Annotated in this window: 13 protein-coding genes; 4 read left to right on the top strand and 9 right to left on the bottom strand. The window is 64.9% G+C overall.

Annotation, left to right across the window (positions count from 1 at the left end):
- Both ACA097_RS22775 and ACA097_RS22770 read left to right on the top strand, forming a co-directional pair.
- Positions 1 to 663 (top strand): CsiV family protein, encoded by a 663-nt coding sequence (locus ACA097_RS22775; RefSeq protein WP_371366179.1) that lies wholly within the window; start codon positions 1 to 3, stop codon positions 661 to 663.
- A 21-nt stretch (positions 664 to 684) separates the two neighbouring features.
- Entirely contained in the window at positions 685 to 3,972 is a 3,288-nt protein-coding gene (locus tag ACA097_RS22770) for an SNF2-related protein (protein ID WP_371366177.1), read from the top strand.
- Between the two features lie 35 nt (positions 3,973 to 4,007).
- Here the strand turns inward: ACA097_RS22770 and ACA097_RS22765 are convergent, their stop codons facing one another.
- The 4 genes from ACA097_RS22765 to ACA097_RS22750 form a co-directional block, all read right to left on the bottom strand.
- Positions 4,008 to 4,745 carry an S-methyl-5'-thioinosine phosphorylase gene (locus ACA097_RS22765; protein ID WP_371366175.1) on the bottom strand — a complete coding sequence of 246 codons (738 nt, stop codon included), beginning with the start codon at positions 4,743 to 4,745 and terminating at the stop codon, positions 4,008 to 4,010.
- A gap of 9 nt (positions 4,746 to 4,754) precedes the next feature.
- Positions 4,755 to 5,753, bottom strand: a complete 999-nt coding sequence (gene nagZ / locus ACA097_RS22760; protein ID WP_371366173.1) for a beta-N-acetylhexosaminidase — start codon at positions 5,751 to 5,753, stop codon at positions 4,755 to 4,757.
- Positions 5,754 to 5,763: 10 nt separating this feature from the next.
- Positions 5,764 to 6,288 (bottom strand): L,D-transpeptidase family protein, encoded by a 525-nt coding sequence (locus tag ACA097_RS22755; protein ID WP_371366171.1) that lies wholly within the window; start codon positions 6,286 to 6,288, stop codon positions 5,764 to 5,766.
- A 66-nt stretch (positions 6,289 to 6,354) separates the two neighbouring features.
- Positions 6,355 to 7,062 carry a TetR/AcrR family transcriptional regulator gene (locus ACA097_RS22750; protein ID WP_043253481.1) on the bottom strand — a complete coding sequence of 236 codons (708 nt, stop codon included), beginning with the start codon at positions 7,060 to 7,062 and terminating at the stop codon, positions 6,355 to 6,357.
- Between the two features lie 229 nt (positions 7,063 to 7,291).
- On the opposite strand from ACA097_RS22750, the gene lexA reads away from it, so the two are divergent.
- Positions 7,292 to 7,906: a transcriptional repressor LexA gene (lexA, locus tag ACA097_RS22745; protein WP_043253482.1), complete on the top strand. Its 615-nt coding sequence runs from the start codon at positions 7,292 to 7,294 to the stop codon at positions 7,904 to 7,906.
- A gap of 13 nt (positions 7,907 to 7,919) precedes the next feature.
- Positions 7,920 to 8,393 (top strand): SOS-induced cell division inhibitor SulA, encoded by a 474-nt coding sequence (gene sulA, locus ACA097_RS22740; protein WP_043253483.1) that lies wholly within the window; start codon positions 7,920 to 7,922, stop codon positions 8,391 to 8,393.
- Positions 8,394 to 8,409: 16 nt separating this feature from the next.
- On the opposite strand, the gene ACA097_RS22735 is transcribed toward sulA, so the two are convergent.
- The 5 genes from ACA097_RS22735 to fadA all read right to left on the bottom strand — a co-directional run bounded on the left by ACA097_RS22735 (position 8,410) and on the right by fadA (position 13,581).
- Positions 8,410 to 8,643: a hypothetical protein gene (locus ACA097_RS22735; RefSeq protein WP_043253484.1), complete on the bottom strand. Its 234-nt coding sequence runs from the start codon at positions 8,641 to 8,643 to the stop codon at positions 8,410 to 8,412.
- 90 nt (positions 8,644 to 8,733) lie between these two features.
- Positions 8,734 to 9,255 carry a DUF6586 family protein gene (locus tag ACA097_RS22730; protein ID WP_371366168.1) on the bottom strand — a complete coding sequence of 174 codons (522 nt, stop codon included), beginning with the start codon at positions 9,253 to 9,255 and terminating at the stop codon, positions 8,734 to 8,736.
- A gap of 66 nt (positions 9,256 to 9,321) precedes the next feature.
- A complete protein-coding gene (topA, locus tag ACA097_RS22725) occupies positions 9,322 to 11,931 on the bottom strand; it encodes a type I DNA topoisomerase (RefSeq protein WP_371366166.1) in 2,610 nt (869 codons plus the stop codon).
- A gap of 96 nt (positions 11,932 to 12,027) precedes the next feature.
- On the bottom strand, positions 12,028 to 12,285 hold the full coding sequence (locus ACA097_RS22720) for a DUF1653 domain-containing protein (RefSeq protein ID WP_043253487.1): 258 nt from the start codon (positions 12,283 to 12,285) through the stop codon (positions 12,028 to 12,030).
- Positions 12,286 to 12,405: 120 nt separating this feature from the next.
- Positions 12,406 to 13,581: an acetyl-CoA C-acyltransferase FadA gene (gene fadA, locus ACA097_RS22715; protein WP_043253488.1), complete on the bottom strand. Its 1,176-nt coding sequence runs from the start codon at positions 13,579 to 13,581 to the stop codon at positions 12,406 to 12,408.

The raw sequence follows: 13,581 nt of genomic DNA, 5'->3' as shown, positions 1-13,581 counted from the left end.
ATGTCCCGCTACCTGCTGCTGTTGCTTGTCCTGCTCGCCCCCGCGAGCTTCGCCGACGACCTCTACCAGGTCGAACTGATCCTGTTCCAGCAGGAAGGCGACGTCGTCTATTCCAGCCAACCGGCGCCTGACGACTGGGCCAAGGGAGCCCAGCCGCCGGCACCCGACAGCCGCCGTCCAACCGCAATGGACGCCCAGGCCAACAAGCTGGCCCAGGCCCAGGGCTACCACGTGCTGATGCACAAGGCGTGGAAGCAGGCGATCACCGACCAGCCGGTGAAGATCTCGCTGAGCGAAGGCCAGGAGCAGGACGGTCACTTCCCCGTGGAAGGCACCCTGACCCTGCGCCAGCAGCGCTTCGTCGACACCCAGGTGGACTTCTGGATCAACCAGTTCGGCGGCGACGGCCTGCTCGCGCACAGCCAGCACATGGTCCAGGACGTCAGCCTGAAGAATGGCGTGCTGGCTTATCTCGACCATCCGAGCCTCGGCATGCTGGTCAAGGTCAGCCCGCTCAACGCCAAGCCGGCCACCCCGCCGCCGGCGGAGATGGAGGAAGACGCCCCGGCCGGCCAACCGCAGCAAGCACCGCAACAGGCGCCGCAAGCGCCGGCCAACGGCGGCTTCGACGCCCCGCCGGCAAGCGAGCCCGCGCAGCAGTAACCCCGCACCGAAGGCGGCGCCATGCCCCAGTTCGCAGAACACCTGCAACGCATCCCCTGGCGCCGCCTGTTCCCCGCCATCACCCTGGTCCGTGGCGAAGCCTATGCCCGCGAGCGCCGCATTCAGATCGTTCGCCTCACCGAACGCTCTCTGGAGAGCACTTGCATAGGCTCGGGCAACAATCGCTACCGCCAGCGCATCCGCCTGTCCCAAAGCGGCGACACCCTCGACTGCCAGTGCGATTGCCCGGTCTCCTTCGATTGCAAGCATTGCGCAGCTGCGTTGCTGCACTTGCTGGATGAGCAGGCCGCCCTTACTCCGGCCACCCCGACGCCAGTGCCAGTTGCCCGCCCGGCGCCCGCCCCAAGCAATCGGCTTTCCACCGATCTGCAAAGCTGGCTGAAAAAACTGCCCGCCACGCTCAAGCCTCCGCCGAAGAAAGCAGGGCCATGCACCGAGCTGCTGCATTACCGGCTGACGAAGAACGGCCGGATATTCCTCCACAGGGCGGCGCACAGCGACAGCGGCCAACTCCTGGGCTACCCACGCCTGGGATCCATTTCCGTGGCGCTGAGCCAGGGCGTTGCGGAACCGGATCAGCGCATCCTGCTGCGCGCCCTCGGCTGCGAAGGCGTCCAGCCACACCACAACGAGGTGCTTCTACTCGGTAGCGATGGCGCGGAACTGCTGGAACTGATCCTGCGCAGCGGGCAACTGTTCCTGGATGCCCAGGACCTCGCCAGCCAGTTGCAGCCGGGACCGGGGCTGCCTGCCAGACTCGCCTGGCAGGCCCGTCCGGACGGCTGCTACACCGCCGGGTGGCAAGTCGAAAGCAATCCTTGCCCGCAACTGCTGACCCAATTGGCGCCGCCCTGGTACGTCGACCACCAGAGCCTGCGCGCGGGACCATTGCTCCACGACCTGCCCGACGCCCTGGCCAACCACCTGTTGAGCGTCCCTCCGGTGCCCCCGGAAGAGGCCATCCTGTTCAGTCTGCAGCTCAAGGAGCTGGCACCCGAAGCGCCCTTGCCGGTCTCCACCGATGAGCGTCGGCTGGATGATGTGCAGCCGGTGCCGCACCTGCGACTGAGCACCGTGCACGAAAGCTTCCATCGCCAGGACAAGCACCAGGCATGCCTCGCATTCGCCTACGGCAAAGAACAGGTCCACGGCCCCGCGCGCGGCGACCAGCCCATCCGCTGCCTGGAAGACGGCGCCTTTGTCGTCATCGAACGCCAACCCAAGGCCGAGCAGGCCGCGCGCAAGGCTCTGCAACGCCTAGGCCTGCAGAAACTCCACAAGTACTCCACACCCTACGAATTGAGCGAGCGCTACGAATGCTTCCGGCCCGCAGGCGACGAGCACTGGGCCGAAATCGTCCGCCGCCTGCCGGAGCTGCGCGCCAAGGGCTGGGTGGTCGAGATCGACGAGGACTTCCCCTTCGACTTCAGCGAAGTCGAGGACTGGTATGCCCGACTCGAAGAGGAACCCGGCAACGCCTGGTTCGACCTGGAGCTGGGCATCGTGGTGGACGGCCAGCAGATCAGCCTGCTGCAGCCGCTGCTGGAGCTGCTTAGGCATCGCCCCTCGGCCCTGCGCGACAGCTCCGCCAAAGGCGAACTGCCGATTCGCCTCGACGCGCGGCGCCAGGCGGACGGCAAGCCACTGACCGTGAGCCTCCCTCTGGAGCGTGTGCGGGCCATGCTCCAGTTGCTGGAGGAACTGCTGCTGGCCAGCCCGCAGCACAACGACAACAGCTTGCGCCTGTCGAGCGCAGACGCCGGCCTGCTCGCCCCGCTCGACGACCAGCCCCTGCAATGGCAAGGCGGCGAACGCTTGCTGCAATTCGGTCGAAGCCTGCGCGATCACCGGCAGCAACCCTGCCCGCCCCCCGCGGGCCTGCAGGCCGAGTTACGCCCCTATCAGCTGCAAGGGCTGGCCTGGATGCAGGCACTACGCGAGCTGGAAGTCGGCGGCATCCTCGGCGACGACATGGGCCTGGGCAAGACCCTGCAGGTCCTGGCACACATCCTTGCCGAGAAGCACGCCGGACGTCTGGATCGCCCAGCCCTGGTGCTGATGCCCACCAGCCTGGTGGCCAACTGGCAGGACGAAGCCGCGCGCTTCGCCCCGGAGCTGCGCGTACTCACCCTGCACGGCGGCGACCGCCACAAAGGCTTCGACGAACTCGGAAATTACGACCTGCTGCTCAGCACCTACGCCCTGCTGCCGCGCGATATCGACGTACTAAGCAAGCAGCCGCTGCACCTCGCCATCTTCGACGAAGCGCAGTACCTGAAGAACGCCAGCAGCAAATCGGCCCAGGCTGCAGCGAAGCTCGACGCCCGCCAGCGCCTGTGCCTGAGCGGCACGCCGCTGGAAAACCACCTGGGCGAACTCTGGTCGCTGTTCAACCTGGTGATGCCCGGCTGGCTGGGCGACCTGCGCAGCTTCACCCGCCTGTACCGCAACCCCATCGAAAAGGCCGGCGACAGCAAGCGGCTGGCCCATCTCAATGCGCGGATAAAGCCCTTCCTGCTGCGCCGCCGCAAGGACCAGGTGGCCGGCGAACTGCCGCCCAAGAGCGAGATCACCCACTGGGTGGAGCTCAGCGACGCACAGCGCGACCTCTACGAAACCGTACGCCTGGCCGTGGACCGCAAGGTGCGCGAGGAAATCAGCCAGAAGGGCCTGGCACGCAGCCACATCGTGGTTCTCGACGCGCTGCTGAAGCTCCGCCAGGTCTGCTGCGATCCTCGCCTGCTGGGCAGCGACCTGCCGACTTCGCAGTCGGGCAAGTTGGCCAGCCTGCTGGAAATGCTCGAGGAACTGCTCGCGGAAGGCCGTCGCATCCTGCTCTTCTCGCAGTTCACCTCGATGCTCGACCTGATTCGCGCCGAACTGGACGCCCGCGCCACTCCCTACGCCCTGCTCACCGGCAGCACCCTTGACCGCCGCGGCCCGGTGGAAGACTTCCAGCGCGGACGGGTGCCGCTGTTCCTGATCAGCCTCAAGGCTGGCGGCACCGGCCTGAACCTCACCGCAGCGGACACGGTGATCCACTACGATCCCTGGTGGAACCCGGCAGTGGAGCAGCAGGCGACCGACCGCGCCTATCGCATAGGCCAGGACAAGCCGGTGTTCGTATACAAACTGATCGCCCGCGGCACGCTGGAAGAGAAGATCCAGCAACTCCAGGCCAGGAAGGCGGCGCTGGCCGCCGGCGTGCTGGAAGAAGGCAAGGATAGCGGCCTGCTATTGCAGCAGAGCGACTTGGACGCCCTCTTCGCTCCGCTGCCCGCTTCGTAGGGCGCATCACCGTTCGCGGTTATGCGCCGCCCCGATCAGCTCACCAGAACGCGCGCCAGCACCGCACGCACCTTGCCGATGCCGTCGTGCAGCGCCTGCTCGATCTCGGCCATGGTGATGATGCCGCTAGACTTGCCGGCGGCCGGATTGACCACCAGCGACAGGCAGGCATAGGGCAGCTCCAGCTCGCGTGCCAACACCGCTTCCGGCATACCAGTCATACCAACGATGTCGCAGCCGTCGCGCTCCAGCTTGGCGATCTCCGCCACAGTCTCCAGGCGCGGGCCCTGGGTCGCGGCGTAGACGCCGTGACTGCTGTGCGGATGCCCCAGCGCCTGCAGCGCCGCCACCAGTTTCTGGCGCAGCACCTCGTCATACGGATGGCTGAAGTCGATGTGGGTGACGTGGTCGATGTCACCGGCAAAGTAGGTGTGCTCGCGGCCCCAGGTGTAATCGACGATCTGGTGCGGCACGCACAGGTGGCCGCTACCCATGGCCGCGTGAATGCCGCCGACAGCGTTCACTGCCAGCACCGCCTCGGCGCCGGCCTGCTTGAGCGCCCAGAGGTTGGCGCGGTAGTTGACCTGGTGCGGCGGAAAGCGATGCGGATGGCCATGGCGAGCCAGGAACAGCACTTCACGACCGGCAAACTCGCCGCGCTGGATCGGCGCCGAAGGCGCACCGTAAGGCGTATCCAGGCTCAGTGAATCCTTCAGGGTCAGGCCTTCCAGCTGGGTCAGCCCGGTGCCGCCGATGATGGCGTAGACAGTCATTGCGAATCCTCAGTCGATCAGTTGCGCGGCACGCAGTTCGCCCACGGCCTGCTGCCAGCGCGGCAGCTGCTTGTATTCGATGCCCGGCCAAGCCTTGGCGCGCATCCGCGCCAGGCGCTCGGGCGCCTGCACTTTCAAGCGCTGCAGGGCCCCAAGGGCCAGCTCGGCGGAGCCACGGTCATTGCACACCAGGCCCATGTCGCAGCCGGCGTTGAGCGCGGCCTGGATTCGACTGGCGGCATCGCCCACCACATGGGCGCCAGCCATCGACAGGTCGTCACTGAAGATCACCCCGTCGAAGCCCAGTTCGCCGCGCAGAATTTCCTGCAGCCAGCGCCGCGAGAAACCAGCGGGACCGGCATCCACCTTCGGATAGATCACGTGCGCTGGCATCACAGCGTCGATCTGTCCGGCCAGGCGCTGGAACGGAATCAGGTCGCTGCGGCGGAGCTCGTCCAGGCTGCGCTCGTCCTCGGGAATGGCTACGTGGGAGTCGGCCTCAGCCCAGCCGTGGCCGGGGAAGTGCTTACCGGTCGCCGCCATGCCCGCAGCGTGCATGCCACGAATGAAGGCGCCGGCCAATTGTGCAGCGCGCTCGGGGTCGCCTTCGAAAGCACGACTGCCGACCACGGCACTGCGTTGATGATCGAGATCCAGCACCGGCGCGAAGCTGAGGTCCAGGCCGACCGCCAGCACTTCGGTCGCCATCAGCCAGCCGCACTGCTCGGCCAGGCGCTCGGCATTTTCGTTGTCGGCAATGGCGCGCATCGCCGGCAAACGCAGGAAGCCCTGACGCAGGCGCTGCACGCGGCCGCCCTCCTGGTCCACCGCCAGCAGCAGATCCGGACGCACGGCGCGAATGGCCGCGCTCAGCTCACGCACCTGGCGCGGACTTTCGATATTGCGGGCGAAGATGATCAGCCCGCCCACTTCAGGGTGGCGCAGGATCTGGCGGTCCTCGGCGGTCAGCCAGGTGCCGCCGATATCGAGCATCAGGGAGCCTTGCATTGGGAATTCCTTAGCAGAGTTCAGCGGTGCGCCACTGCGGCTGCGGCGCTTCGTCGAGGCGCACGCAGCAGTGCAGGGGCACACGCGGGAAAAGTTGCAGCAAGTCGGCATTGCGCAAGCGCACGCAGCCATGGGACAGCGGAATGCCCATGGGTTCGCAATCCGGCGTGCCGTGCAGATAGATGTAGCGACGGAAGGTGTCGACAGGCCCGAGACGATTGACGCCCGGCTCGCAGCCGCTCAGCCAGAGGATACGGGTGAGGATCCAGTCGCGCCCGGGGAACTGCTCATGCAATTCGGCACTCCAGACCTCGCCCGTCCAGCGCCGCCCGCGCAATACAGCGCCATCGGGAAGACCTTCGCCAATCTTCGCCCGCACCTGGTGCAGGCCACGCGGAGTACAGCCCGAACCCTCCCGCTCGCCAGCGCCGTTGCGCGCGGTGGAAACCGGCAAACGCAACGCCAGACGCTCCGCAGCGAAGCCGTAGAGCATCTGGTCGGCAAGGGAAATATGCAGCAGATCGAGGTCAGGCATTGTCCGCCAGCGACAACCGGAATGGTCCGCTAGCTTAGCCGATCGGCCCGGTCAGGCCCAGCGTACTCAGGCCTTGGCCGGTGTGGCCGACTTGCTGCGCGGCTTGAGCTGTGCGCCGGCCAGCGACGGGTCGCTGACTCCGCTGTCGGCACGCATGCCGGCAGCCAGGAACGGCACCATCAGGCGCATCACCTGCTCGATCGAGGTGTTCACGCCGAAGTCGGTCTCAGCCATGGCGCGCAGGGCCTTGATGCCGGACATGCTGAAAGCCGCAGCGCCGAGCATGAAATGCACACGCCAGAACAGCTCGATGGGAGGCAGACGCGGCGCAGCTTCGTTGACCAACAACATGAAGCGACGGAACACCTTGCCGTAGACCTCTTCGAGGTACTTGCGCAGGTGCCCCTGGCTCTGGCTGAAGGCCAGCCCGAGCAGACGCATGAAGATCGACAGGTCGTTGCCACTGCGCGGTTTCACCGCCATGGCTTGCACCACCAGCAGCTCCAGCAGTTCCTCGAGGGAAGCGCGCGGCGCGTCGGTCTTGGCCTGGCGGCGATCGAGTTCCTTTTCCAGGCTGGCGCAGAACGGCCCGAGGAAGCGCGAGAAAACCGCTTGAATGAGCGCCTTCTTCGAACCGAAGTGATAGTTCACCGCAGCCAGGTTCACACCCGCCTTGCTGGTGATCAGACGCAACGAGGTTTCGGCGAAGCCTTTTTCCGCGAACAGCTGCTCCGCAGCATCGAGGATACGTTCGACGGTTTCGGACTGGGCCATGGATCAACTCACCTGACAAACACTTGTTTGAAACTTACGTTTCACCCCGAGCCATTGTCAAGCTTGGCGCGGAGGATTGTTGCAGAAAACAACGGATAGCGACGAACGATATCAGCAAGACGCCTCCCGTAGCCGACGAGTAACAGGAACGCAACCTGAAATAATTCGTTGCCAGTCGCCAACCACTGTATATAATCCCAGCAACTGTACAAAAAGACAGAGTAGGGATATGCAGAAGCTGACGCCGCGCCAAGCCGAGATCCTCGCCTTCATCAAGCGCTGCCTGGAGGACAACGGCTACCCGCCGACCCGCGCCGAGATCGCCCAGGAACTGGGCTTCAAGTCGCCCAACGCCGCCGAAGAACACCTCAAGGCACTGGCCCGCAAAGGCGCCATCGAGATGACGCCGGGCGCATCGCGAGGTATCCGCATCCCGGGCTTCGAGCCAAGCGCCGCAGCGAATGAAGACGAACTGCCGATCATCGGCCGCGTCGCCGCTGGCGCCCCGATCCTCGCTGAGCAGAACGTCGAAGACGCCTGCCGTATCAACCCGGCCTTCTTCAATCCGCGCGCCGACTACCTGCTGCGAGTTCGCGGACAGAGCATGAAGGACGTCGGCATCCTCGATGGCGACCTCCTTGCCGTGCATGTCACCCGCGAGGCGCGCAACGGCCAGATCGTCGTCGCCCGCCTGGGCGAGGAAGTCACCGTGAAACGTTTCAAGCGTGAAGGCAGCAAGGTCTGGCTGATCGCCGAGAACCCCGAGTTCGCCCCCATCGAGGTCGATCTACAGGAACAGGAACTGATCATCGAAGGCTTGAGCGTCGGCGTCATCCGCCGCTAACAGGAGAGGCACCATGCAGTACCCGCAACCGCTGGACCTTCCGCAACTGCCGCTGTTCCAGGAAGCCCTCTGGGCCAACGCCAACGAACCGCTGCTGGTGCAGATGGCGGAGCCTGACGCGCCCGAAGACGGGGCTTTCAGCGAGCTGTCGCTGCGCGGACTACCGGGTAACTGCCTGACCCTCCTCGCCCCCATCCTGCGCGAACTCAGCGAAGAACAGGATGCACGCTGGCTGACGCTGGTTGCCCCGCCAGCCAGCCTGACTCACGACTGGCTGCGCAAGGCCGGGCTCAACCGCGAACGCATTCTGCTGCTCCCTGCGCGAGATCAAGCCTCCGCACAAAGCATCGCCTGCGAAGCCCTGCGCCTGGGCCACAGCCATACCGTCGTGAGCTGGCTACCGGCGCTCGGCACCCAGGCGCGCGCGCAGCTGTCCCGCGCCGCTGTCATCGGACGGGCGCAGAGCCTGAACATTCGTCTGGGTTAATTAAAGCTAGAGCGTCTCAGTGCAGGACGCGCGGGCCGTCCTGTTCGACATCGCCACCTTCGGCGAGGCGACCGGCCATCTGCACACCGATGTTGAACATCGCCTTGGCGACCTCGATGTGCTGGCCTTGCAGGAACCCTTTGGCATCGCTGGAGAACTCCAGCGTCACCAATGCCTCCTCATCATCCGCGCGACGCAACACAATGCGTCCGTCAGGCAGTTCTACGATTTCCAGAAATGAGGTTGGCATGGCTAGGTTCTCTCACAGCAGACCGGCCATTGTACCAGCCATGACCGGGCTACCCTAGCCCATCGGACTTACGGGGCTCGATTCAGCCCCTTAGAGTTCGGTCAGCGCGCCACGGAAACGCAGCACCATTTCCTTGATCGACTTGCGCCAGGCTTCCAGATCCGCATTGCTCAAGGGCTGCGGCTCTTCTGCGTCAAGGCTGATGGCCTGAATCAACGGCTGGGTCGGATCGACCTTGGCCTTGCGCGGCTCGCGCGGTGGCTGGAACAGTTCGGCATAGGCCGCCAGCAGTTGAGCTAACCAGGTCTCAGGCTGCTGTGCCAGCTCCACGAGCTCGGCCAGTTCAGGGCTCGGAGCAGCGGCGAGCACTTCGGCATTGAGCAGCATTTCGACGCGAGGGGCGCCCGCCTGGGGCAAGCGGTAGTAGCCCGCAATCTCGTGAGCCACACCCAGAACTGCGCCGTACAGATGGAACAGCGCCGATTCGCGCTCCGCTTGAACCAGCGCCTGTGCGTTCATCGGGCGCGCTTCTTCGGCCTTGCGCCAGGCTTCCAGGGCCAGGCCGGCGAAGTACAGTTTCTGGTTGGTGCGGGTGTAGAGTTCCTGAGCCATCGACGCGCCCTCAAACAGTCATTCGGCAGTATATGCGCGCCCCACTTGCGCGGGGCGCGCCGCCCATCAGCGCTTGTCTTCGACCTTCCACTTGCCGCCGTCGTAGAAGGCGCGCCAGCCGGTGGGCTTGCCCTCGACCTCGGACTGCACGTACTGCTCCTTGGTCTTGCGGCTGAAGCGGATCACCGCCGGGCGGCCATCCGGGTCCTTCTGCGGCGCAGCGAGCAGGAAGTGGTACTTCGGATCCAGCTCATCCTTGTGCGGCACCAACTCGCTGACCAGAGGGGCACGGGTCTCACGGTTCTTCGGGAACTGGCTGGCGGCCAGGAACAGGCCGGAAGCGCCGTCGCGCAGAACGTAGACGTCGTCCACCTTCTCGCACTTGAGCTCCGGCATGCGGATCGCATCCATCTTCGGCGGCGCAGGCTCACCGTTCTTCAGCAGCTTGCGGGTGTTCTTGCAGGTTGCGTTGGTGCAGCCGAAGAATTTGCCGAAACGGCCGGTCTTGAGCTGCATTTCGCTGCCACACTTGTCGCATTCCAGGCTCGGACCTTCGTAGCCCTTGATGCGGTACTGACCTTCTTCGATCTCGTAGCCAGCGCAGTCCGGGTTGTTGCCGCAGATATGCAGCTTGCGCTTCTCGTCCAGCAGGTACGCATCCATCGCCGTGCTGCAGATCGGGCAACGGTGCTTGCTGCGCAGCACGCGGGATTCGGACTCGCCCTCGTCATCCGCGGCGATTTCGTCGCCCGGAATCAGGTTGATGGTCGCCTTGCAGCGCTCTTTCGGCGGCAGGCTGTAGCCCGAGCAGCCGAGAAACACGCCGGTGGAGGCGGTACGAATCATCATCGGACGGCCGCACTCGCGGCAGGCAATATTGGTCAGCGTCGGCTGGTTGGCGCGCATGCCGTCATTGGAGGCTTCAGCCAGATCCAGCTTCTTGCGGAAATCACCATAGAACTCGTCGAGCAGGTGCTTCCAGTCGCGCTCGCCCTGGGCCACGTCATCGAGGTGCTCTTCCATGCCGGCGGTGAAGCCGTAGTCCATCAGGTTGGAGAAGCTCTCGTTGAGGCGGTCGGTGACGATGTCGCCCATTTTCTCCGCATAGAAGCGGCGGTTATGGGTCGCGACGTAGCCGCGCTCCTGGATGGTCGAGATGATCGCCGCGTAGGTCGACGGACGGCCGATGCCGCGCTTCTCCAGCTCCTTGACCAGGCTCGCTTCGGAGAAGCGCGCCGGCGGCTTGGTGAAGTGCTGGCTCGGGTCGAGCTTGAGCAGCTTCATCGCTTCGCCCTGCGCCATGTTCGGCAGCACGTCGTCTTCGCCCGGTTTGCTCTGCTGCGGCAGGACCTTGGTGTAGCCGTCGAACTTGAGGATGCGGCCCTTGGCGCGCAGCTCGAAGTCACCGGCGGCAACGCTGACGGTGGTCGACAGGTATTCGGCCGGCGGCATCTGGCAGGCGACGAACTGGCGCCAGATCAGGTCGTACAGGCGCTCGGCGTCGCGCTCCATGCCCGACAGCTGGGTCGGACGCAGGTTGACGTCGGACGGACGGATCGCTTCGTGCGCTTCCTGGGCGCCTTCCTTGCTCGAATAGAAGTTCGGCTTGGCCGGCAGGTATTTCTGACCGAACTCACTGTCGATGAAGCCGCGCACCATTTCGATGGCGTCGGCCGACAGGTTGGTGGAGTCGGTACGCATATAAGTGATGTAGCCGGCCTCGTAGAGACGCTGGGCCATCATCATGGTCTTCTTCACGCCGAAGCCCAGGCGGTTGCTCGCGGCCTGCTGCAGGGTCGAGGTGATGAAGGGCGCCGAAGGCTTGCTCGAAGTCGGCTTGTCCTCGCGCTTGGCGACGCTGTAGCTGGAGGCCTTGAGCTTCTCCAGCGCAGCCATGGCCTGGGCCTCGTTGAGCGGCTTGAAGGCTTCGCCTTTCTCGCGCACCACCTCGAAACGGGCCTTCTCGCCGCGCGGGCTGTTCAGGTCGGCGTGGACTTCCCAGTATTCCTCGGGGACGAAGGCACGGATCTCGCGCTCACGCTCGACCACCAGTTTCACCGCCACCGACTGCACGCGGCCGGCGGACAGGCCACGGGCGATCTTCGACCAGAGCAGCGGCGAAACCATGTAGCCGACCACGCGGTCGAGGAAACGGCGCGCCTGCTGGGCATTCACGCGGTTGATATCCAGCTCGCCCGGATGCGAGAACGCTTCCTGGATGGCCTTTTTGGTGATTTCGTTGAACACCACGCGCTTGTAGCGGCTGTCATCGCCACCGATGGCCTCGCGCAGGTGCCAGGCGATAGCCTCCCCTTCGCGGTCCAAGTCGGTTGCGAGATAGATGGTGTCGGCGTCCTTGGCCAGGCGACGCAGTTCGTCGATGACCTTTTCCTTGCCGGGCAGGATTTCGTACTTGGCCTTCCAGCCGTGCTCCGGGTCGACGCCCATGCGCGTGAACAGCTGGCGCTTGGCCTTTTCCTTCGGCGACAGCGCTGGCGCTTCTGCAGCGCTCTTGCGTGTCTTGGCCGCAGCCGGATCCTTCGCACTGGCCGAACCGCTGGTGGGCAGGTCGCGAATGTGGCCGATGCTCGACTTCACCACGTACTGGTTGCCCAGGTACTTGTTGATGGTCTTGGCCTTGGCCGGTGATTCCACGATGACCAGCGATTTACCCATGGATCGGAAGATTCCTGCTTCGAGAAGGTGAATATAAGGAGGGAGGCGCCCGGAACGGCACCGCTATATATAGTGGCGGTCCGCCCAAGGTCAAGCTCAGGATTCGCCCGAGTTGGCCTGGGTCAATTTCAGCGGATCGCTCTCCGGGGTTACCAGAGCAAAGCGTGGAACCCGCTCGCCGTCCACTTCCACCGCTTCGGTGAACATGCTCAGCGGACGCACCCAGAGGCCGAACTCGCCATACAGCGCCTGGTAGATCACCAGCACTTCCTCGGTCTCCGAATGGCGGGCAACACCGAGCACCCGATAGCTCTGCCCCTTGTAGTGGCGATACAGACCGGCCTGCAATTCCATCGTTGCCCTCCTCGGCGAAAAAAGCGGCGATTCTCCGGGGCGCAGTGGCCCAAGGCAATCCCCGCCCCGAAAAAACGAAAGCCGGGGCACTAGGCCCCGGCTTTCACCCTCGTCGAGAGCTTAGACGCGCTCGAAGATGGTGGTGATGCCCTGGCCGAGGCCAACGCACATGGTGGAGACACCCAGGGTGCCGCCGTTCTGCTTCATCACGTTCAGCAGGGTGCCGGAGATACGCGCACCGGAGCAGCCGAACGGGTGCCCCAGGGCGATGGCACCGCCGTGCAGGTTGACCTTCTCGTCCATCTTGTCGAGCACCTTGAGGTCCTTCAGCACCGGCAGGGCCTGGGCGGCGAAGGCTTCGTTGAGCTCGAAGAAGTCGATGTCGTTGATGGTCAGACCAGCGCGCTTGAGCGCCTTGTTGGTCGCCGGAACTGGACCGTAGCCCATGATCGCCGGATCGACACCGGCCACCGCCATGGCGCGAACCACGGCCATCGGCTGGATGCCCAGGTCCTGGGCGCGCTGGGCGCTCATGACGATCATGCAGGATGCGCCGTCGGTGATCTGCGAGGAAGTACCCGCAGTCACGGTGCCGCCTTTGGGGTTGAACGCCGGCTTCAGCGAGGCCAGGCCTTCCAGGGTGGTTTCCGGACGAATGGTCTCGTCGAAGTCGAAGACCTTCAGGAAGCCGTTCTCGTCATACCCTTCCATCGGGATGATTTCGTCCTTGAACTTGCCTTCCTGGGTGGCCTTCCACGCCAGCTGGTGCGAACGCAGGCCGAACTTGTCCTGGGCCTCGCGGGTGATGCCGTGCATCTTGCCCAGCATCTCGGCGGTCAGGCCCATCATGCCGGACGCCTTGGCGGCGTACAGCGACAGGTGCGGGTTCGGATCGACGCCGTGCATCATGCCAACGTGGCCCATGTGCTCCACGCCGCCGACGACGAAGACGTCACCGTTGCCGGTCTGGATCGCCTGCACGGCAGTGTGCAGGGCGCTCATGGACGAACCGCACAGACGGCTGACGGTCTGGCCGGCGCTGGTGTGCGGGATCTGGGTCATCAGCGACGCCATGCGCGCGATGTTCCAGCCTTGCTCCAGGGTCTGGTTGACGCAGCCCCAGATCACGTCCTCGACTTCCGCCGGGTCGAGTTTCGGGTTGCGTGCAAGCACGCCGCTGATCAGGTTCGCGGACAGGGTCTCCGCGCGGGTGTTGCGGTGCATGCCACCCTTGGAACGGCCCATCGGGGTGCGGCCGAAGTCGACAATGACGGCGTCTCTCGGATTCAGGCTCAT

The sequence above is a fragment of the Pseudomonas sp. QL9 genome, from assembly GCF_041409665.1.
Taxonomy (GTDB): Bacteria; Pseudomonadota; Gammaproteobacteria; order Pseudomonadales; family Pseudomonadaceae; genus Pseudomonas; species Pseudomonas knackmussii.
This window is presented reverse-complemented; position numbering and strand designations above follow the sequence as displayed.